At 36.5% G+C, this 21,334-nt stretch carries 19 protein-coding genes and 5 pseudogenes; 7 read left to right on the forward strand and 17 right to left on the reverse strand.

All coding sequences use genetic code 11. The annotated features are described in order from the left end of the window. Positions 1–8: 8 nt before the first annotated feature. The 10 genes from ACSU6B_RS15730 to ACSU6B_RS15775 all read right to left on the reverse strand — a co-directional run bounded on the left by ACSU6B_RS15730 (position 9) and on the right by ACSU6B_RS15775 (position 9,580). The gene (locus ACSU6B_RS15730; RefSeq protein ID WP_410886573.1) at positions 9–1,364 is read right to left on the reverse strand and encodes an APC family permease; all 1,356 of its coding nucleotides are present in this window, start codon (positions 1,362–1,364) and stop codon (positions 9–11) included. A gap of 61 nt (positions 1,365–1,425) precedes the next feature. Beyond that, positions 1,426–2,373 (reverse strand): agmatinase, encoded by a 948-nt coding sequence (gene speB / locus ACSU6B_RS15735; protein ID WP_410886575.1) that lies wholly within the window; start codon positions 2,371–2,373, stop codon positions 1,426–1,428. Positions 2,374–2,842: 469 nt separating this feature from the next. Next, a complete protein-coding gene (locus tag ACSU6B_RS15740; RefSeq protein ID WP_215006696.1) occupies positions 2,843–3,472 on the reverse strand; it encodes an AmiS/UreI family transporter in 630 nt (209 codons plus the stop codon). A gap of 123 nt (positions 3,473–3,595) precedes the next feature. Further along, the gene (locus tag ACSU6B_RS15745; RefSeq protein ID WP_215006701.1) at positions 3,596–4,777 is read right to left on the reverse strand and encodes a NupC/NupG family nucleoside CNT transporter; all 1,182 of its coding nucleotides are present in this window, start codon (positions 4,775–4,777) and stop codon (positions 3,596–3,598) included. 77 nt (positions 4,778–4,854) lie between these two features. Continuing rightward, on the reverse strand, positions 4,855–4,995 hold the full coding sequence (locus ACSU6B_RS15750) for a hypothetical protein (protein WP_410886577.1): 141 nt from the start codon (positions 4,993–4,995) through the stop codon (positions 4,855–4,857). A 64-nt stretch (positions 4,996–5,059) separates the two neighbouring features. Continuing rightward, entirely contained in the window at positions 5,060–6,361 is a 1,302-nt protein-coding gene (locus ACSU6B_RS15755; RefSeq protein ID WP_410886579.1) for a pyrimidine-nucleoside phosphorylase, read from the reverse strand. 505 nt (positions 6,362–6,866) lie between these two features. Then, on the reverse strand, positions 6,867–7,010 hold the full coding sequence (locus ACSU6B_RS15760) for a hypothetical protein (protein ID WP_215006707.1): 144 nt from the start codon (positions 7,008–7,010) through the stop codon (positions 6,867–6,869). 365 nt (positions 7,011–7,375) lie between these two features. Continuing rightward, positions 7,376–7,753 carry a Gp49 family protein gene (locus ACSU6B_RS15765; RefSeq protein WP_410886581.1) on the reverse strand — a complete coding sequence of 126 codons (378 nt, stop codon included), beginning with the start codon at positions 7,751–7,753 and terminating at the stop codon, positions 7,376–7,378. Positions 7,754–8,169: 416 nt separating this feature from the next. Continuing rightward, a complete protein-coding gene (ycaC, locus tag ACSU6B_RS15770; protein WP_410886583.1) occupies positions 8,170–8,814 on the reverse strand; it encodes an isochorismate family cysteine hydrolase YcaC in 645 nt (214 codons plus the stop codon). Positions 8,815–9,019: 205 nt separating this feature from the next. After that, the gene (locus ACSU6B_RS15775; RefSeq protein ID WP_410886585.1) at positions 9,020–9,580 is read right to left on the reverse strand and encodes an NADPH-dependent FMN reductase; all 561 of its coding nucleotides are present in this window, start codon (positions 9,578–9,580) and stop codon (positions 9,020–9,022) included. Between the two features lie 73 nt (positions 9,581–9,653). Between ACSU6B_RS15775 and ACSU6B_RS15780 the strand changes: the two genes are divergently transcribed. Beyond that, positions 9,654–10,745 (forward strand): low temperature requirement protein A, encoded by a 1,092-nt coding sequence (locus tag ACSU6B_RS15780; protein ID WP_410886649.1) that lies wholly within the window; start codon positions 9,654–9,656, stop codon positions 10,743–10,745. Between the two features lie 15 nt (positions 10,746–10,760). Here the strand turns inward: ACSU6B_RS15780 and ACSU6B_RS15785 are convergent. Both ACSU6B_RS15785 and ACSU6B_RS15790 read right to left on the reverse strand, forming a co-directional pair. Beyond that, positions 10,761–10,904 (reverse strand): annotated as a pseudogene (locus ACSU6B_RS15785) (FtsW/RodA/SpoVE family cell cycle protein); the annotation flags it as partial. A 32-nt stretch (positions 10,905–10,936) separates the two neighbouring features. Beyond that, on the reverse strand, positions 10,937–11,581 hold the full coding sequence (locus ACSU6B_RS15790) for a TerC family protein (protein ID WP_410886587.1): 645 nt from the start codon (positions 11,579–11,581) through the stop codon (positions 10,937–10,939). Between the two features lie 866 nt (positions 11,582–12,447). Between ACSU6B_RS15790 and psiE the strand changes: the two genes are divergently transcribed. Continuing rightward, a complete protein-coding gene (psiE, locus tag ACSU6B_RS15795) occupies positions 12,448–12,900 on the forward strand; it encodes a phosphate-starvation-inducible protein PsiE (protein ID WP_215018429.1) in 453 nt (150 codons plus the stop codon). A gap of 336 nt (positions 12,901–13,236) precedes the next feature. On the opposite strand, the pseudogene ACSU6B_RS15800 reads toward psiE, so the two are convergent. Next, positions 13,237–14,286 (reverse strand): annotated as a pseudogene (locus tag ACSU6B_RS15800) (alkene reductase); the annotation flags it as partial. A 143-nt stretch (positions 14,287–14,429) separates the two neighbouring features. Between ACSU6B_RS15800 and ACSU6B_RS15805 the strand changes: the two are divergent. Continuing rightward, a complete protein-coding gene (locus ACSU6B_RS15805; RefSeq protein WP_410886589.1) occupies positions 14,430–14,738 on the forward strand; it encodes an ArsR/SmtB family transcription factor in 309 nt (102 codons plus the stop codon). Positions 14,739–15,156: 418 nt separating this feature from the next. Here ACSU6B_RS15805 and ACSU6B_RS15810 read toward each other — a convergent pair whose 3' ends face one another. Next, positions 15,157–15,354, reverse strand: a complete 198-nt coding sequence (locus ACSU6B_RS15810) for a hypothetical protein (protein WP_410886591.1) — start codon at positions 15,352–15,354, stop codon at positions 15,157–15,159. Between the two features lie 603 nt (positions 15,355–15,957). Here ACSU6B_RS15810 and ACSU6B_RS15815 point away from each other — a divergent pair. After that, positions 15,958–16,292 (forward strand): annotated as a pseudogene (locus ACSU6B_RS15815) (phosphate-starvation-inducible protein PsiE); the annotation flags it as partial. Here the strand turns inward: ACSU6B_RS15815 and ACSU6B_RS15820 are convergent. Then, entirely contained in the window at positions 16,264–17,472 is a 1,209-nt protein-coding gene (locus ACSU6B_RS15820) for an ATP-binding protein (RefSeq protein ID WP_410886593.1), read from the reverse strand. The pseudogene ACSU6B_RS15815 and the gene ACSU6B_RS15820 overlap by 29 nt on opposite strands. A 261-nt stretch (positions 17,473–17,733) precedes the next feature. Between ACSU6B_RS15820 and ACSU6B_RS15825 the strand changes: the two genes are divergently transcribed. Next, complete coding sequence (locus ACSU6B_RS15825; protein ID WP_410886595.1) at positions 17,734–17,910, forward strand: TetR/AcrR family transcriptional regulator; 177 nt, start codon at positions 17,734–17,736, stop codon at positions 17,908–17,910. A gap of 139 nt (positions 17,911–18,049) precedes the next feature. Here ACSU6B_RS15825 and hprK read toward each other — a convergent pair whose 3' ends face one another. Then, positions 18,050–18,985 carry an HPr(Ser) kinase/phosphatase gene (hprK, locus tag ACSU6B_RS15830; protein WP_410886597.1) on the reverse strand — a complete coding sequence of 312 codons (936 nt, stop codon included), beginning with the start codon at positions 18,983–18,985 and terminating at the stop codon, positions 18,050–18,052. An 85-nt stretch (positions 18,986–19,070) separates the two neighbouring features. Here hprK and ACSU6B_RS15835 point away from each other — a divergent pair. Together ACSU6B_RS15835 and ACSU6B_RS15840 are read left to right on the forward strand one after the other, a co-directional pair. Then, positions 19,071–19,195: pseudogene (locus ACSU6B_RS15835) on the forward strand (IS1595 family transposase); the annotation flags it as partial. A 196-nt stretch (positions 19,196–19,391) separates the two neighbouring features. Beyond that, positions 19,392–20,310 (forward strand): annotated as a pseudogene (locus ACSU6B_RS15840) (transposase); the annotation flags it as partial. A gap of 506 nt (positions 20,311–20,816) precedes the next feature. Here the strand turns inward: ACSU6B_RS15840 and ACSU6B_RS15845 are convergent. Further along, positions 20,817–21,272, reverse strand: coding sequence for a CBO0543 family protein (locus ACSU6B_RS15845; protein ID WP_410886599.1), 456 nt, complete (start codon positions 21,270–21,272; stop codon positions 20,817–20,819). Between the last annotated feature and the right edge of the window lie 62 nt (positions 21,273–21,334).

Below are 21,334 nucleotides of genomic sequence, written 5' to 3' on the forward strand. Positions count from 1 at the left end.
CAATATTTTTATATTTGCATATCAACTTGTGATTCATCAAAATCTAACTCAGGCGGCCGCTGCCTAAAAAATTTGGTTAAGTACAGGAGATAAACAAATCCAACCAACAGCCATGAGCTCCCTAAAATCATCGAATGAATATCTAATTTTGACCAAAATAGTGCTGTGATTGTTGAACCTATTAATGGTATAACAAAATACAAGACAATATCTTTAAGCGTCCGCTGTTTTTTCCTGCCATAGAAATGAACAATGACCGAAAGATTAACAAACGTAAATGCGAATAATGCCCCAAAATTAATAAATGCAGCCGCTGTATTTAAATTTAAAAACAAAGCACTCGTCGCTATGAAGGCAATGACAATAATGTTATAGACTGGAGTCCGGAATCTTGGAGATAAATAGCCAAAAACCCGGTTAGGAAGGATGTTTTCTCTGCCCATTGCATATAACACCCTGGCCCCACTCCCGCCAGATGCGACTGCTGAAGCAATGGCAGCCGTTATAGTTACACTTAAAAATAAGGCATTTAAAAAATTCCCTCCAGCATAAATTAATATGTCTACTGCCGCTGATTCTGGATCCTTAAAGGAAGTAAAGTCCGGGAAAATCGATTGAGCGAAATAAGTAGATGCTACGAATAAAACCCCACCAATAATCGTGATAAGATAGATTGCTCTTGGTAATGTCTTTTTTGGATCTTTTGTTTCCTCAGCTAAAGTGGTCACAGCATCAAAACCTAAAAAGCTAAAGCATAGAAGAGGAACAATCGCTAAAATACTTGAAAAATGAACGTTAGAGTCGAAAAATGGTGTGATAGATAGTAAATCCCCCGAACCTTTTCCATCGATTAATCCTTTTATACAAAAAAAGCAAAAGATTAAAATAAAAAGGATTTGAAAAGCTAATAATACAGCGCTTACATTAGTAGCAAGTTTAACTCCTAGGATATTAATAACAGTGATGATTAGAACAAAAGTAATGATAAGTACAGGTATAGGAATAGATGGTAAATACGCATGTACAAAGATTCCAAATAATAAGGCACTGATCATTGGACTAAGTAAGTAATCTAGCAAAATAACCCACCCTACAAGAAAACCCATAGATGAATTAATACCTTTTTGGACATAGGTATAGGCCGAACCGGTTGTAGGAAATTCTTTAACCATTTTCTCATAACTGTAAGCCGTAAATAACATAACAACTAATGAAATGATATAGGCAGTGGGAATCATTCCTTGTGTACTTTCAATTGCAATACCATAAGTAGTAAAAACAGTGATGGGGGCCATAAAGGATAGTCCGAATAAAATAACATGGCCTAATGTTAATGACCGTTTAAGTCCAGGAGATTTATTCATTTTATTATCAAACCCTCTCTGAAAAAAGTAAAATACAAATTGAAAAGCCTAGATTAATCTTTTACCCAGTAACACTTAATTGGTTGATTTTCAAAGAGGCTAAACTGGCAAATTCGTGTACAAGCGTAGCTGCTAATAGTGCTGTTATTTGTGTAGGGTCATAAGAAGGCAAAACTTCTACCAAATCAAAACCGATGAAATTAAAATCAGTTAATGATCGAACCATCTTCAACGTCTCAAGACTGTTGAAGCCACCCACCTCAAGTGTTCCTGTACCTGGAGCACAAGAGGGATCAACAAAATCAATGTCAAAAGTCAAAAAACAAGGCGTATCGCCGATTACCGCTGTCATTTCTTGCAAAATATCTTCAAAACCTCGTTCATAGATTTCTGGAGTGCTAATGACGTGGTAGCCTAAATCGTCGCTTGCCTTCAAGTCGCCCGGATGATTTAATGTCCCTCTTATACCTAATTGAAATACTTTATTGGGTATTAATAATCCTTCTTCATGTGCACGGATAAATGGCGATCCATGCCAATATTTTTCATCATAGTAGGTATCCCAAGTATCAGTATGAGAATCAAAATGAATTAACGCCACAGGCCCGTACTTTTTGGCGGCAGCCCGAAGATTTGCTAATGTGACGGAATGATCTCCACCTAGGCCAATTGGAATAATATTTTTATTCATAAGCGCAATCATGGCCTCTTCAATTATGTTAAAACTACGATGAATATTATGTGGTATTACAGACACATCTCCAATGTCAATCGCATTGCAATCATCAAATGGATATACTTGATGGATTGGGTGGTACGGGAATAATGTCATGGACGCTTGACGAATAGCTTGAGGCGCAAAGCGTGCTCCAACACGAAAGGAAGCCGCCGTGTCAAAAGGCATACCTACAATTGCCAATTTAGCATCTTCTCTCGAAGAAGGCAGCCTCATAAATGTACCTGTCGAACAAAACTCTGGTTTTACATCGGGTGACAGCGGATATTTCAAGCCATTCATCTCCTATTAGAAAAAAATATAATCAAATTAAACTAACTACCGGTAGTTAGTTTAATTTGATTATAAGTATGGATTTCTGAAAAGTCAAACTATTATTAATAATGTTTTCTCTCTTTATTAACAAATTCACCATATGCAACTTGTTCTTTTAGGTATGTATAGGCAGGTGGATATTACTCTAGGTTATTAAAACCATGTTCATTTTTTTTCATTTTCATCCTAGAATAGTTGTAATCTTCCTGTACATTCGCCCCTGCCTTAACTCGATAACTGGCACACCCCAGAAAGTTTTATCGTTTTTGTCGAAGGATATGACAGACAACGATAAACAAAAAACACCCTCTCCAACCAGAAAGGGTGTTTGGTTTATTTCTTTTGGGTTCCCAACGCACAGGCACCGTTCTCATAAAAAAACCTGTTTAGATTAAATCTACACAGGTTTTTGAAGCATATATTTTAATCATATCACTTGAATTTCTTGTCCACTATTCTCTTTTTTAAATGAAAATTTCATTTTGAAAAGACTTACAACAAAATAGACAATCGCTAGAATTAAAACGAGGGTCCAGATTTGAGAGACAAATCGTGTATTCCAGACACCTAAGAAATACAGCAAAGCTGGAATGGTCAGCGTTACCCATGACTGTACGAAAGCAACAATCCCAATGTAGGTATCTATTTTCTTTTTAAGCGCATTTGATAGAAAGAACAAAAACCATAATAGTGCCCACATACCCCATGTTAATGCATTGACAACATCGTGAAAGTGAATAATCGATGTTAACGTATAGACGACTGCAATAATAGCGACCCATAAACTAAACCAACCGAGACCGCTGCCATCAAGCCCTTTCAATACGGTTACCCCAACATATAAATAGGTTAAGCCAAATAGAAAAATAGATGCAACATTATAAAGTTCCCAATTATTTTGACCCGATGCAAACATTAAGTAAGATGGGATTATAATTTGAATAATTCCAATGAATATATTAAAAACACCTACACTTTTTGCTTCTGCCTTCCCCAATAGCATAAGACTGTTTAAAAATAATACTGCTCCTGAGAGAAATAAACCAACAAAACTCATATTAATAGTTGTGAAAAACTATTTTCACAACCTCTCCCTCCTTTTAGAAAGCAATCCCCTCTCAACTAAGAAAAGAAATTGCTTTTTCAACATCATTTATTGTCTTTACGAAAACAACCTCATTTATAACACGATACTTACGATCACGGATGATAAAACACTAACTAATGTTGCTCCAAATAAAAGTTTTAGACCAAATCGTGCGACAGTGTTTCCCTTTTTTTCATTTAAGCTTTTTACGGCTCCTGCAACAATTCCTATCGAGGAGAAGTTTGCAAAAGAGACAAGGAAGACAGAAATAATTCCTAATGTACGCGGGCTAAAGCTCTCCTGTATTTTTGCTAAATCCATCATCGCTACAAACTCATTTGTGACAAGCTTCGTTGCCATAATTCCCCCAGCTTGGACAGCTTCTGAAAATGGAACTCCCATGATAAAGGCAAATGGTGAAAAAATATATCCTAAAATTTCCTGAAATGAAATTCCGAAAACCATATCAAAAACACTATTGATACCAGCCATTAAAGCAACAAATCCAATCAACATTGCACCGACAATGACGGCTACTTTAAATCCATCCATAATATATTCGCCTAACATTTCAAAGAAGCTTTGCTTTTCCACATCTTGAATGTTGAGAATATCTTCGTCTTCTGGCACAGTATATGGATTAATAATCGATGAAATAATAAATCCGCCAAATAGGTTTATCACAAGTGCTGTCACAACATATCTTGGTTCAATCATTGTCATATACGCACCGACAATGGACATCGAAACCGTTGACATCGCGGAAGCACATAATGTATATAAGCGATGGGCAGGCAGCAGGCCGAGCTGCTTTTTAACCGTAATAAATACCTCTGATTGACCAACGATCGCGGAAGCTACGGCATTGTATGACTCTAATTTACCCATACCATTTACTTTACTTAACAATAAGCCTATTGCTTTCATAATGATAGGGAGTATTTTAAAATGCTGGAAGATCCCAATTAATACTGAAATGAACACGATTGGAAGTAATACATTAAGGAAGAACGACATTTCACCTTTATTCGCAAGCCCGCCAAACACAAAGGAAATACCGCTGGCTGCGTATTCTAATAATTTACTAAAAACGTCAGCAAATCCTTTAACTAAGACTAAACCAAATTTTGTATTTAATAATAATGCCGCTAATATTACTTGAATGATGACCATTAGGATAATCGGTTTGATTTTAATATTTTTCTTATTATTACTCGCAACAAAAGCAAGTCCAAAAACAACAAGTAATCCAATGATGGCTATGATGTATTTCATGATTTCCTCCACAATGATGTATTTTATTCTAAGATGTAAATGATTCCGAACCTGACTACAGGGCTATCCCAAACAGATTACTTCTTTAAATCCTTTGAAGAAAAAGATACCTGGTTATTCTTTGTTAATATAGCGGCAATGACATGAAAGCTTGAATATGGCGAATAGGCCTGTTTCCGAGCCCAGATCGCTTGATCAATTAATTTATTATTCTCCATTCATGATTTTTCTATAAGAAAACAAAAAGCCTGAGACTGACCAACAAGCCACCCTCGTTAGGGATTAATGGATTTCTGTATAAATAAGTGTTGGTTGGGCTACTTTTTCTTCAACTAGTTTGTAGGCTGCGTAAATTTTCTCAATGACTTCTTGAACATTCTCAACATTACTGTGGATTGTCACAAGTGCGTCACCCTGTTGGACAAAATCGCCTACTTTTTTGTGGAGAATAACGCCTACTGCCAAATCAATGACTGATTCTTTAGTTATGCGTCCAGCTCCTAACATCATTGCGGCAATCCCAATCATCTCGGCAGTGATTTCAGCAACACATCCTGTTTTTAGGGCTGGTACTTCGATCGTATATTTAGCTGTAGGAAGTTTTGTAGGATCATCAACAACAGAAGCGTCTCCACCTTGGGCAGCAAGGAATGTTTTAAAGGATTGTAATGCTTTTCCGTTTCGGATCGACTCTTCCAACATTTCACGCGCTTGTTGCAAATCGGCTGCTTTTTCTGCTAGGACGACCATATGGCTGCCAAGTGTTAAACATAATTCATGTAAATCCTCTGGACCTTGTCCACGAAGGGTATCAATTGCTTCTTTCACTTCTAAAGCATTTCCTACGGCAAACCCGAGCGGTTGGCTCATATCAGAAATGATCGCTTTTGTCTTCCGTCCCACACCATTTCCAATGTCCACCATTGTCTGTGCCAATTCTTTCGCATCGTCGAGATTCTTCATGAAAGCCCCACTGCCAGTTTTCACATCAAGTACAATCGCATCTGCTCCTGCGGCAATTTTTTTACTCATAATTGAGCTTGCAATAAGCGGAATCGAATCGACTGTAGCGGTTACATCTCTTAAGGCATAAAGCTTTTTATCTGCAGGTGTTAAATTGGCACTTTGGCCGATTACAGCAATTTTATTTTTGTTCACAAAACGAATAAACTCGTCATTTGTAATTTCAACATGAAAACCTTTTACTGATTCTAATTTATCAATCGTGCCGCCGGTGTGCCCAAGACCTCTGCCAGACATTTTGGCAATAGGTACCCCAACAGAGGCGACTAATGGCGCTAACACAAGTGTGGTTGTATCACCAACACCGCCAGTACTATGCTTATCTACTTTAATTCCTTCAATTCCGGATAAATCGATTTGATCCCCAGAGTTAACCATCGCTTCCGTCAAATAGACGCGTTCTTCTTTGGACATTCCTTGGAAAAATACCGCCATTGAAAATGCAGACATTTGATAGTCAGGAATACTTCCGTTGGTAAATCCATTTATTAAAAACTGAATTTCTCCGTTTGTTAATTCAAGACCATTACGTTTTTTCTCAATAATATCAACCATTCTCATATCGTTTCCCCCTAAATTTAGGTTAAAGTCTTTTTATATATTTTAAAGAAAGTTTAAGATCATTAAAGTTACAAACTGTTCAGCTGCTAAATACTAGTAGAAATCTGACTAATAACTTCCTGAAATCTTGGTTTGTGTTTTCCCGAAGCGAACGCTTTCATCTATCCACTTATTATTTCAAAATAACTATAGCACAGATAGTGAACAAATGTTAAGTAACATTTGAACAAAATTCAAACTTATTTTTTACCATATCGCCATCTTCGTCCTAAATAACATTCATATCAGCAAATATGCACTATATTTAAGAATTTACTGAACTTTTGTAAAAGTACAATAGAAAAATTGTAAAGATTGGTAATATGCAATAACCCTTGCCATTTCATCAAATAATTCAACTGGGTTTACAAAACAATTGGAGTTAAAAGCGGGAAATGGATGATCTACCAATATATCCGATCGCGGAAAGATGGAGATAGATAAGAAATGAGGTGACATGGGTGTTTTAGCTGTAGATAGGAAAAACACTTCTCTTTTTTTCAGGTATATTTTCTTTCGCTAATTTAGGTCGGTTCCTTGCCGCTAGTACCACTACTCCTGTAACCACTCCTGATAGCAATAAAGCGGCAGTTACAATTCCTGCAACCAAATGAATCACCGTCCTTACTTTATAATAGTTTAATACGTGTTAGAATTTGCGAACAGTGACTGTCACTGTCGCCTATGTGGAGTCCTAAAAATAACCCAAAATTAAACCTATTGAGGCTTAATTTTGGGTTTTGATTTTATTCGGCCCATACGTACCAAGGATTCCAGCGATCCAATCAAACGTTTGATTAGTTTTTTTAGACCTTATGTACCAATGACAAACAGTGCAGTCACTATTTACCAACCGAAATCTACCACTTAACCTTACAGTCCCTCCAAGCGAGCGACTTAACCAAGAGGATCTTCTCGATACCGTTAAGGAGTATCGCCATTCTAAGAGTTCTACTCCTTTTGAATAATTTGCTATTATACTAGGTATGCCCCTAAGGCCACCATCGCTTTCTTTAATGCTTGTTCATAGGCCTTATCCTTACCCACTACAGTACGAAAGTCTGCAACATCTCGAACTGTCGAACGTCCTTCAATTTCATACCCATTATTAAAAATAAGAAGACATATCGTTGATTTATCACTCATACGATGGAATTTTTTCTCTATGAGCATTTCTTCTAATTTAATCCGTTTTTCATCCTTAATCGGATGGATTCGAGAATACGGGATGACGATATGGTCATACATATGGTGATTCTTACAAGTTACGATAAGAATTTTTTCCCCTTTATGTTCCACTTGATTGATCTCTCCGCATTTTGGACAAATACTATCTATGAACATACTTACCATTTACCGCACTCCCTTTAAATTATTTGGTTAATAGGATGAAAACATCTTAGAACAAAGGTTGTGTTACTTTATATATTTCATTTCCGAAAAAAAAATACCTTCTAATATTGAAGGTACTTAATTTTTCTTACATTGGATTTACGCCTTATAAAAGCAGAACTACTTTCCAATATTGGTTTAAAAACCATATCTAACTAAATACACCAAAACACTTCAATTAGGGTTTAAAGGAAGGTTATTTGGAATAAACATTTTAGTATATCACAAGGTTATTAATCTTTTTATAGAAAAATGTTGACAAACTATTAGCTGGTTTAGTTGAAGAAGGGGTCCTGATGGCAAAACGCGAATTTCGTATGAAATCCGCGTTTGTTGGTGAGGTTGGCTAAATATATGTCATGTTGACCTTTGTTGATCTAGTCATTCTGCTTGCCGTGATCTCTCTGCGCTTCCCTATAGCTTCCAATTAAATTTTGATAACCAGGAAGTTGACTAGAGAGTAAAGCGCCAAAACCTTCAACGTCGTTGCGCCAATCGCGTTGTAATTCGCACGCTACGCTAAACCAGTTCATAAGCTGTACTCCACCATGGGCCATACGCATTAATGACGCGTTCGCTACTTGTTTGCTAAACGTTCCGGAAGCATCAGTGACTACAAATACTTCGTAACCAGCATTTACAGCAGATAGTGCCGGGAACGCAACACAAACATCAGTAACAACTCCTGCTATAATTAGTTGTTTTTTACCTGTTGCTTCAATGGCTTTAACAAATTCTTCATTGTCCCAAGCGTTAATTTGTCCAGGCCGAGCTATTTTTGGCGTATCAGGAAAGAGCTCAACCAATTCTTGCATTAGTGGGCCGTTAGGTCCGTTTTCAAAGCTTGTTGTTAAAATAACTGGTAAATCAAAAAACTTAGCGGTGTTAGCAAGAGCCAAAACATTGTTCTTGAATTCATCCACACCATAGTCACGCACTAGGCCGGAAATAAGGCCAGTTTGATGATCCACTAGAAGAACGACAGCATCCTCTTTGGAAAGACGAGAATAGAGATCAGACATTATATAATCCTCCTTATATTACGAATATTAGAAAGTACCATATATCGGTAAATTTACCCCAAACTACCTCGTCTGTTATAATTAGTTTAATAGTAAGTTGATTGTTGTCATTGGTTTATCTATAAACCTATTAAGTGTCAACACCATTTTTTAATAATACAAGATCATCATAAAAAATTACTTGATGATGTTTTGTTTTCTTTGGTTAATTTAAAACAGAAGTCTGATCAATCCAATGAATAAATTGTTGTAAATAACGCTCAAGATATCGTTTTGTTTTTTCGTCAGTAAGCACTTTCTGATCGGAGTCAATCTTTTCATGTACTTGCGAAATCAGCACTTTTTGAAATGGAAGAACCTGAGCTTGTATTGCTTCTAATATTTGTCTGATTTGCATTTGAGCAAAGGCAGTCCCTAATCCCCCAGGAGTTGCTCCGATTAAGCCAACCGGTTTTCTACTAAGAACGGAGGACTTCGGAGTTCTTGACGCCCAGTCTAATGCATTTTTTAGCACGCCCGGAATTCCAGAATTGTACTCCGGACTAACGATAATGATACCGTCAACGTCCTGAATAGCGGACTTAAATGATGTTACTGTTTCTGGATCACCGCCAATTTCTAAATCTTCGTTAAACAAAGGAAGATCGTTGATTTCGATCCAGCGAAATTGGGCGGCATCACTCATATCTGTCAATGATTGAGCAACGATTCGGTTATAAGAATTTTTTCGTAAACTTCCACAAATAAGGCCAATGGTTTTGGGCATAGAGATTCCCTCCTTGTTTGAAATCAACTTTAATAATACCATATTTTATTATTTATAGGAGGTATTTCCAGTGATGGTAGAAAAAAAGGTGACTTGGTTAGAACTTTTTTATGACTTGCTATTTGTGGCAGCAGTTGCAACTACTACTCATGTTTTACTTCATGTTGAAAAAGGTTATATTCATCCAGAATATCTATTAAAGTTTGCTCTTATGTTTATCCCGATATGGTGGTCTTGGACTGGACAAACAATGTTTATTAATCGGTTTGGACAAGATTTTTTGCATCAACGTATCTTTATAATTCTTCAAATGTTATTTGTCCTTGTTATGACATCCAGTTTATCGGAAGATTTTGATCAATACTATCTCCCTTTTCTTATTGGCTATATTGGAGTAAGGGCACTAACGGCAATTCAATATCTTGTTGTTCAGAATCTAGAAGAAGGGGATAGAAAAACAGCTGCTCGGTTTTTAGGAACATGTTTTGGGATTGGAGTCCTCATCTCATTTCTCTCTATCTTTTTTGATTCATGGATTCGATACGCTGTGTTATATGCAGGAATTATTGTCGATGTTATTGTACCTGTTTTCGGACGCAAGTATTTGGTAAAAGCCCTGACCAATACGGCTCATTTATTAGAACGATTTGCTTTATTGACATTAATCCTTTTTGGAGAATCGGTCGTCAGCACCCTATTTGTACTACAGCCCCAAAAAGGTGATTGGAATTCGATCTCATTTTCGATTATTTCATTTATCCTTATTATTTCGATGTGGTGGCAATATTTTGATAATGTAGAAAAGAAGGTAGATAAGTCGATTCATGGGGCAGGACAAACTATTATTTACGGACATCTGTTTATTCTAATGTCTTTGAGCATGATTGCAGCATCTATCAAACTGATGTTTTTATCTGAGGTCCATTATTCATTTATCGTATATTTTGTATTTAGTTCTGTATTACTCTATTTCATTTCAACTACCATTGTTTTTCATCAATACAGGTATGAACAACACCGTCTGAAAATTTATCATTTAGGGTTGTTTTTAGGGATTTTAGCAGCCTTTTTTATTATTAATTTAATCATGGTAGTTCCAAACATTGTCATAATGGGTGAATTAACTCTATTTTTTATCATCTATGCTAAATTTACAACCACTTAATAAAATACGGAAAATTTAATAATGGGGTCCTGAAGGCTCCTTTCGGCGATATACACTTAAGACAATACCAACTAAGATAGCATTTAGCAGCGTTGGCATTAAGCCAAAGCTGCTAAATGGCAAGGACATCGAAATTAATGGGAATTTACCTAGTGTCATTCGTAAAGGAGCATGGTTACTTGGAATTTTTTCTATAGCAGTTTTTTCTTAGAAATTAAATATCCAAAACCTATAACAAAAACTGTAATAGCCGTAGGAACCAATAAATGTAGACCTTGAGTGAGAATAGGTTCAAATTTTGGTTCTCCGACGATCATTTCACCTGCAGTCCAAGATAAGATTCCCGCACCTGCATAAGAGATAATAGGGTAATTTTCCATTGCTTTTAATATTAACTGGCTCCCAAAAACAACGATAGGAATACTAATAATAACTCCGATGATAATACCGACTAAATTTCCTTCAGCAGCACCAGCAATAGCTAGTACATTATCAAGCGACATTACGGCATCAGCAATCATGATTGTTTTCACAGCGGAAAATAAGCTTGAACCTCCTTCTCTAAGATTTTCTTCATCATCGCCAATTAGTAGTTTAATGGCAATATACACTAGAAGAAGCCCACCTATAAAAGTTACATAAGGTACGTCTAGTAGGTAAATAATTGCTACTGCAAATATTAAACGTAAAATAATGGCTCCAAATGTTCCCCAAAAGATCGCTTTCTTTTGTTGTTTCTTTGGAACATTACGTGCTGCCATTGCGATAACGACTGCGTTATCTCCACTTAAGACAATATTGATTAAAATTATTTTCAAGAGTACCGCAAATGACAAACCAAAAATCTCCAAAGTATTCACCTCTAGAAAAAGTTAACTTTATCATTATATTAATTTGATGTAAAAAAAAGACCTTTTCTTATACGTATAAATGGATGAAAGACATGGCATTGCGACGGAAGCGTTGAAGTTTGTAAGGGTCGAAAGACTTTTGATGACGGATGTTTTCATTCTAAAATTTGGGTGTGATTCGTAGATTCAGTGCCTGTCATGCCTCGGAGAAAAAAGCATTCAACTGGGCACTGTAACACCATTAGAGTGACCGTTCGATGAAAAAAGGCTCTCACTCGGGCACTGTAACACCGTTAGAGCGACCGTTCGATGAAAAAAAGCTCTCACTCGGGCACTGTAACACCGTTAGAGTGACCGTTCGATGAAAAAAAGCTCTCACTCGGGCACTGTAACACCGTTAGAGTGACCGTTCGATGAAAAAAAGCTCTCACTCGGGCACTGTGACACCGTTAGAGCTACCGTTCGATGAAAAAAGGCTCTCACTCGGGCACTGTAACACCGGAGGTTGAATCAGTGGTGTGCCTATATGGGGCATAACTCTTTTTTGGCAGGTTTCTCATTCTGATATTCGATTGCTACCTCATTCCAGATGGCAAATTAAAACTAGTCGGGCCGCTATCCCTTTCGGAAAAGATCGTATATAAAGGGAAGAACATTTGGCTGTCAATTTTTCCGATATCCCTTAAAATTGAAAACGTTTTAATTAGTTGGGGGAAATTCTAGTTATGGAAAGATCGATAATAATATCTTGATTTTCCATAAAATTAAAAATAGTATATAACTACATCGTAGATTATTCTCTAATCAAGTTTTATTAAAACAAAACCTAAAAAAGGGAGAGGATGGTTTGTATGTTAAAGGTAAAAAAGGATTTTACTTTTGTTTTATGCATTATACCTAAGATTCTCCAGGTATTTTTAAATATTTCTCTCATTTTTTTAGCAATTATTCTATCGATTTTACTAGTTAAGGAATTAATCATTTTCAGTCATATTTTGATAGAAAGTGGCAGCGACGACTATAAACTTTTTCTGGATAATATACTAATCTTCTTTTTATATTTTGAGTTTATTACTATGATTGTTAAATATTTCAAGGAAGAATACCATTTCCCTATTAGATATTTTATATACATTGGCATCACTGCAATGGTAAGAATAATTATTGTTGACCACGAACAGCCTGTAAATACAATGCTTTATTCGCTTGTCATCTTAATCCTGATCATTGGGTATTTCATTATGAATTTAACTCCTCGTGAAAGACCAGATAGTAAATGGTTCTTTAAAAAAAATAATGGTTGAAGCCATTAGAGAGCGGATGGAAGAATAATCGACTCCTCTTTTCTTTTTAGGTTATTATGAAAAGGCGCATGAAATAATTCATGCGCCTCGTTCTTTTAATATATTCAGTATAGAGTAAATCCAGGAACAATTGACAATTTTTCACAAATAGAATTTCACCCTGGGGCGGTCCTTCATTTGCAGTTTGAGAATGTACGGTCTCAATATAACCGCCTTGGGGGTATGCAAGCCCAAACTATCTATCATTATAAGTACATTCATCCAATTATTCCAACACCTAATTTATTTACCTTCATTTTCAGTATCTCCTAAAAAATTACTGATACCTTTTTTACTTTACACAAGTGTCCCCAAATGCTTATTAACATCATATTCAATTAATTCTTCACCATTTTGGATACGATGCAGAAAATCAGGGTTGGCAATCAACGGACGACCAAATGCAGCTACATCAATTGTACGCTCTTGTAATGCTTGTTCTGCTATTGTGGGGGTTAACTGACCTACCCCGATAATGCCACCATCCCAGTATTTTCGCACCAGTTGATGTAGGGTTTTCCCATCAGCAAACACTTCCGTAAAGTCCATCATAGCAGTAGATGGATGAATCATACTCGCTCCTACTTCTTTGAATGCCTCGGTAAATGTGCGAATCGCTTCTTCTGGATTCGCCATGATGTTCTTCGAGTACCCATCTTTCAAAAGAGAAAAGCGGATTAACGTGCGATCCACACCAATCGCATCGATGACAGCAGCTAATACTTCTTTCATGAATGTAAGGCGCTGAGCAAAATCTCCACCATAGCGGTCTGTTCGCTTATTGGTGATATCGGAATTGAATTGGTCGATTAAGTAGCCATGAGCCCCATGAATCTCTACTCCATCGAAGCCAGCTGTCCTCGCATTTTTCGCTGCTTGAGCAAATTGGCGTACCACTTCCTGAATATCTTCTATCGACATCTCCTTAGGCATGTCATATGGCTTGCGGAAACGATGAACTAATCCTTCTGCTTGAATGGCAGAGGGAGCTTGCGGAGAAAGGCCTCCTGTTAGTTCGTGATGTGTGAGTCTTCCGACATGCCAAATCTGGGCAATAATCGTGCCCCCTTCAGCATGTACGGCTTCGGTCACTTTTTTCCATGCTGCAATTTGTTCTGGGGAATATAAACCTGGAATACCCGGATTCCCTTTCCCTTGTGGGCTGATTACTGTCCCTTCTGTAATAATTAGGCCGATACCGTCTGCCGCACGTTTCCGGTAATACTCGACCACGTCCGAGCCTACGACACCTGTTTGGTCGTCAGCAAAACAGCGTGTCATCGGTGCCATAGCTGTGCGAGTTCTTAAGTTCCAAGCTCCAAATTGAATAGTCTCAAAAAGTTTTCCTTGTACTGCTGGTTTCATAGTGTTTCCTCCTGTTCGACGGGTGCCCGGTTTATGATTATGCGTTCATATTTTATTTATCCCTTTTATTGTTCGAAAATATTCGAACAATTGAATAGTATCACCCTTTTTGATATCATGCAATTATGAGAACACCATTCCAACCAAATCAATCAGATATTCAATTGACGGCTGTATTATACGCTTTAAGTGATCCCATTAGGTTGGGGATAGTCAAGAATTTGGCAGAAAACAGAGAACAAAATTGTGGTGCTTTTGATATTTGTACCGCCAAATCAACACTTTCTCACCACTTTAAAGTGTTACGTGAAGCGGGAGTGATTGAAACAAGAATAGAAGGAAGGCAACGTTTTATCTCTCTTCGGGTTAGTGACTTAGATGCTCGTTTCCCTGGGTTACTTCCGTCTATTCTAAAAGCAACCGATCCATCTTAATACTCTCCATAGCCTTAACAAATAAGGTCAAATCTATTGACCTTATTTGTTTGAATCATCTAGAATTCTTGTACTTTTTAGAGAAAGAATAGCGTTTTTGGGGTTATGGGAATAAAATTTCACCTTGGCTTGATGGCTTTGGGGTCTAACCCCAAATTCCTGAAAAATAAAAGAAGAAGATATCATATTGATAAATCTTCTTCTTTTATTTAGGGTTTTTATTTATGTTCGTTCTACTTTTGTTTCGTTCTTGTTAATCTCTGTATTATTAGCGTCCTGATGCTTGATGTGCAAGCATTCAAGGGCCATTAAACCGATATCCTTCCGGAAACCGAATGAATTATCAGCGAAACCTTATTTTATAGCGAGCCAAAAAAGAAATACCACCATTAAGTCATCTTACGGGTATTTCTTTTGTCTAACTATTCTTTTCATGCCCCATTATTACGGATGAGAAACAATCATTGACAATCGCCGTCAATCGTAAATCCCCTAATACCACTGGAATAATAAGATGGGTTCCTTTTTTTAATGGATAGCGCTCTTCATCGTGAACAAGTACACCATCTCCCATTCCCTTACAAACCGTTAAATGACAAACCTCGCCCAGTTCCAACAAGTTTCCCTTTCAATCAAACGTTTAATTAGATCCGCTACACCTCTTGACTTATATGCAACTGTCCTTCCAGGCGCATAAATAAATTGTTGAAAAATCAGATAATAAAAGTCGATAAACAGCGTCCGAACCACTATTACCACTAAACGACAACAATTCGACTAAATTCCGTATAGGATATACTAATTAAACGTTTGATTGAAACTGCTGAAAGTGCCGACTTGTAATAATCTTCCCTGCTAAACAAGTGTGAAGATTGTCGAGAACTGTTTATATATTTCGCAGGAAATAAACCAACTTTCCACAAAATCAATTAAGTTTCTCTTGAACTTACATCATTCCATTAATTCCCCTCCATTTCCCCACTACACAAACGTTTGGTTAAAAGTGACCTCTCCATTCTCCATTACTAGCTTTATCCTGTCTAAATGCTACAAAGAATGTCGAGAGCTGTCTCAACAATTACTCTTTAAAAAGGAACCCTTTTTTCCGCTGAACCAGGATTCGTGCCTATACCATAATTGTTGCCTGTTGCTAATTTTCCCCTAGTTAAATTAGCTTGGGACAAAAAAATTGGAAATTATTAATATGGGTGGCAGCGACGACTATAAACTTTTTCTGGATAATATACTAATCTTCTTTTTTATTTTGAGTTTATTACTATGATTGTTAAATAATTCAAGGAAGAATACCATTTCCCTATTAGATATTTTATATACATTGGCATCACTGCAATGGTAAGAATAATTATTGTTGACCACGAACAGCCTGTAAACACAATGCTTAATTAACTTGTCATCTTAATCCTGATTATTGGGTATTTTATTATTAATCTAACTCCTCGTGAAAGACCTGATAGTAAATGGTTCTTTAAAAAAATAATGTTTGAAGCCTCCACAGGGACGAATCTCATAAATTTTTTGATGGAAAGCGAATAGTGACGGTAGTTCCTTCACCTTTTGTACTTTGGAAGTCAATGGTTCCTTTATATTTTGCAGCAATATTATAGCAAACCATCATACCTAATCCTGTCCCTTTACTTTTTAAAGAATAAAAAGGAATACCAAGGGATTTGATTTCTGCTTCTGACATCCCCTGTCCAAAATCAACTACCTTAATCTCGACGAAATCTTTATTCCTATCAGCTGATACAATAACCGAATCACCAATTTTGGAGGCCTCAATGGCGTTTTTTATAATATTTATTAATAATTGTTTAAACTCTATATTGTTAGCAGCGATATAGCAATCTTCAACCCTAATTAATTCAATCTTATTATCATGTAAAAGCCCATACGAATAAAGTAGATCGGTTACACTCTGAAGGACAACCTTTAAATTGACTGTTTCTACTTCTGTTTCCTTATTTGGCTTCGCTATAGATAAAAATTGAGTAATTACCTGTTCAGCAATATTTAATTCATCAATCATCAAAGTAAAATTTCCTTTTATATCATCACTAAATCCAGCGTCTTTTTGGTATAACTGTAAAAAACCTTTCACAACGGTCAAAGGATTTCTAATTTCATGTGCAACAGCAGCTGCTAGTTGTCCAGTTGTCTTCAAACGCTCTGAATGCTGAATTTGTTCATAGTATAATTGCTGTTGCTTAATTCTTCCTTGCGTTAAATAAAAAATAAAATAGATAATCACTTGACTCCCGATAAAGTTGATAACATTTCCTACTAAATCCTGCTTGATATAGGGATATCCTTGATCAATAAGCATAATATAACTAAATGTAAAAATGATGGACACACTGTTTAATAGTAAAGAAAAATAAAAGAGCTTTGAATCAAAAAACAGAATCGCGATGGCTGGAATAAAACATAGAAAAATAAAGGTGGACCAAGTATCTGGATATAAAAAGAACAACGCATAAAAGTAAACCGACGCAATTGTAATGATGATCAGTCTAAAAACATGAGTGATATATTTAGGATAAAGCAATAAACAGGCAGATAGAATGACAACAAGTTCACCATGGAAAATATAACCAGCATCAAACTTACCAAAACGTGGATTACCCATTAACAAACCCATTATCATAATGGCTATTACGATTAATACCGTAAAGTAATATAACTTTTTATTTATATGAGTATAAAATTCCTTCATACCTACTCCTTTTATTTGATCTAAATTCTACGTTATAAGACAATAATATAGTGCTAATTTACCTATTTTTATAATATCATATTATTTTTTTATTGATTAATTTTGTCATGAAAATTGAGAAATGGGCGAGCTAAGTATGCTATGGGTTTATTAGAAGTGATTTAATTCTATTCCAACAACTGTTGAAAAAGTTTATAATTTGTTAGCATATTTATAAAAAACAAACAAATCTAAACTTTGTTCGTTGGGGTGGGTGATAGGATGAAAAAACAGGATCCGCGTATTCAACGCACTCGACAATACATTATTGATGCATTTTTGACGTTATCAAAGCGAAAGAATTTTGATGAAATATCCATAACTGATATTACAGTGGAAGCAAAGATTAATCGTTCTACATTTTATTATCGTTTTATCGATGAGTATCCCCATAGCTGAAGCTAGGGGTTTTCCGCTGCTTTTTGATAAATAAAAAAGACCATGGGAGAGACCATGGCGACGGTTGGACGGTTCTTGCGGTCGGCACTAACCTCTATAAAACCATGAGAACCGTCACCGTGGTGTTCTTCTTCAATAGTTATTCCATATTAGAATTCGAAATATCGGCCTCAATCCTGCTCATGAACTCTTCTGCTGCGCTGTATCCTTGCTGCCTTAAATACCAGTTATTTGCCGCAGCCTCAATTAACCCCGCTACATCACGCCCTGGCTGGAGTTGGATTTCCATAGATGGAATCTTAACATCAATATATTCCGTAAATTGAAGTTCCTGGTCCAATTCATTATTCAAATCATCTTTCTGCCATTTCGTTAATTTTATATCGAGCACAATTCTTGATTCATCTTGAAAAGCCTTGCGACCGTATAAGCGAACCACATTCAGCAACCCTATACTACGAAGAGCCAAAAATTCCTTGGTTTTTTCATCATGTGTACCGAGGATGGTTTGCGGGCTAAGCTTCTTCAGGACAACAATATCATCAGCAACCAGCCGGTGTCCTCGACGAATTAACGTATGAGCTGTTTCGCTTTTCCCTACCCCTGAATCACCGCGAAGTAAGATCCCAATGCCAGACACATTCATACAAACTCCATGCACAGCAATTTCTGGGGCTAATTCCTTTACCAGATACGCATCCAATCTGGTGATAAACTCTGAAGTGGTCTCAGGCTTGTTTGTAATTAATAAGGGAATACCCTGTTCAACACAATGGTGAGTTAAATAGGTAAGTCCTTCTTCACCAGCCGTAACAATAAAACATGGCGGGTGATAGTGAACGATATTTCCGATTCGTATTTTACGTTCCTCTTTACTTAACTTATGTAAATAGGTAATTTCCTTTTTTCCTAGAATTTGAACTCTCTCCATCGGAAAAAAATCAAAATGGCCAACAAATTCCAAGCCAGGGCGATGCACCCGTGATTGCGTAATCATTTTCTGCAGTTGATTTTCCCCAGCTACTACTTTCAATGAAAACTTCCGAACTAAGTTTTCGACTGTTATTTTTTTCACCTTATATTCACCGTCCTAATAGCCTATCTATAGTTGAATTATACTTAAGAAAAGAGGAATCGTCATCCCTTTACGAAATGATTCCAATTATTTGGTATGGTTTAATTCCTCGAAATGAAGGGCTTTGACGCAACAACGTCGAATTTTAAAGAGGTGTTTGTTAATACTAGTCTATGCGAACACCATTTAACAGGCAGAAATCTAAACTAGCTGGAACAATTCGGGGCTCGTTTTTTGTAATTAAAGGAGAATATTAAAGTAAGCAAAAGCGCAAGTGGAGGAGTCCAGCCATTGCGGTCTGTGTCATCTACGCTGGAATCAGGCATATATGGATGAGTTGATGGAGAAACACTATTGACTAAGAAAACAGGTGCTTGACCCCCAATGCATTAATATGTTCATGCAGCGTTCAAAAAGCGATAAAAAAGATGCACTAGTTATCGCTGATATGGTGAAGAATGGTTACTATTCCATCGTTCGTCCAACTTCTGAATCATTTGAAGAACTTCGAGTTCTTATGTCTAACTGTGATGTGATTGTTAAGCGTCTTGTTAGTTCAATCAACCACTTAAATCGTTGGGTAGATGTTGTCTTTCCAGAGCTCCGACAAGTTTTTAAAGACGTGAAAGGTAAAGGGGCAATCGCAACCCTTCGCTTATTTCCTACCCCAATGGAATTGCGTTTAATGCAACCTCAAAACGTTGTTATCGGGTGGAAGTCACTGATGAAGAGACAACCTGGATTAAAAAAAGCCCAATTACTTATTCATTTAGCTAAACGTTCGATTGGAACTAGACAAGCACTTGATGCTTATAAATTTCATCTACAACAATTACTAGAGGAATTTGACCTCGCAACAACACAACTCGAAAGAGTTGAAAAACAAGTCACAGAAGTACTTAAACAAATTCCTTATGCTAATCAATTGCTTACCATTAAAGGAATTAGTGAGATTTCATTGGCAGGTATACTAGGGGAAGCTGGAGATTTAAGTGGCTTTGCCCATGGCAATTCTTTACTACGTCATGCAGGATTACACCTAGCTGAAGCAAGTTCGGGAAAGTGGAAAGGTCAAATTGTAATTTCTAAACGAGGAAGATCTAGACTTCGGCGTTTTCTCTACTTAGCGACGATGAGCCTTGTCATGAACAACCCTGAGTTTAAAAGCTTTACACACCTCAAATGTTAAGGTGAAAAAACTCAAAAAGATGAAATCAATTATGAAATTGGTTGGTAAACTGGCTCGGATATTTGTAGGAATAGCCAAACGAAATGAATCCTATTGTCCAGAAAAATTACAACCTATAACTTCTTTAGCAGCATAGAACTAATAGTTTCTTAGAAACACTTACTAGTTTCCCGAAAGGGAAACTCCAATAAATAAATAAATAATAATAAAGAGTGATTGTTAGCTTTACACTTATCGAATGTTGGCTTATTCGTAGGATTTCAAATATGTACGGAGTACCAGATTTATTGAACAAAAGGGCACTGACCCATCAGGTTAGCATTACTGGCCTCCACCCCTTGGATAGGAATGACGAAGGAATGATAGGGCAATTGACCCGTTGAGACATGGGAGGGAAAGCCTCCAGGGGCGGCGTGGAGAATGTACATCATATGGTAAAATGTGGAGTTTTGTAATACTCCTTTATTTCACTATGCCTTCACGGAGCCATAATGATCTGAACTCATTCATTTAATCGTAAATCCATATTAAGGTTATGAAATCCTGCGAATAAGCGAGTATTCGTGAGAAAATCGTATTAAACTGAGGGAGTTTAAGTACAATCCTTCACAATCTAAAAGAGATAAATTGGGGACTTACATCCTAATTTTGATTAATTAGTCTCCGAACAAGCTTTAAATTAAGCAGAAGTATTGAAAATATTATTGGGTAAGCAATCGCTGAATACCAAAGCTTCCAGCCATTTAGATAATAGAACTTAGTATGTAGACAAAGCCATTCAAAAGCAAGTGAAAAAACTGTCCAAGCTAAGATGTATAAAATCTTTTTTCCTTTATTACTTGTTAGAGGATACAGATTAAGAAACAAAATACTAATAGATGGAAAATACAAAAATATAGCTATAAGTCCTAGCCATTGAAATCCTTCTTCAAAATATCCATACAAATTATAATGTAGATCTAATATCATATCTACCGTAACACCATAGGTGAATGCAAAAAAGGAAGTAGCGTAAATTTCTATTTTACTTAGCTTTTTTGGTATCAAAAATGCTAATAAGTTAAAGATACCAAAAGCTAGATATACGAGTTTCCACACAAGTAAATCCCCTTTATTTAATACTACTTTTGTTGATTATATATCACCTCCATTTAAAAACC

Origin of the sequence: Neobacillus sp. C211 (assembly GCF_051842875.1) — a bacterium.
Taxonomy (GTDB): domain Bacteria; phylum Bacillota; class Bacilli; order Bacillales; family Cytobacillaceae; genus Neobacillus.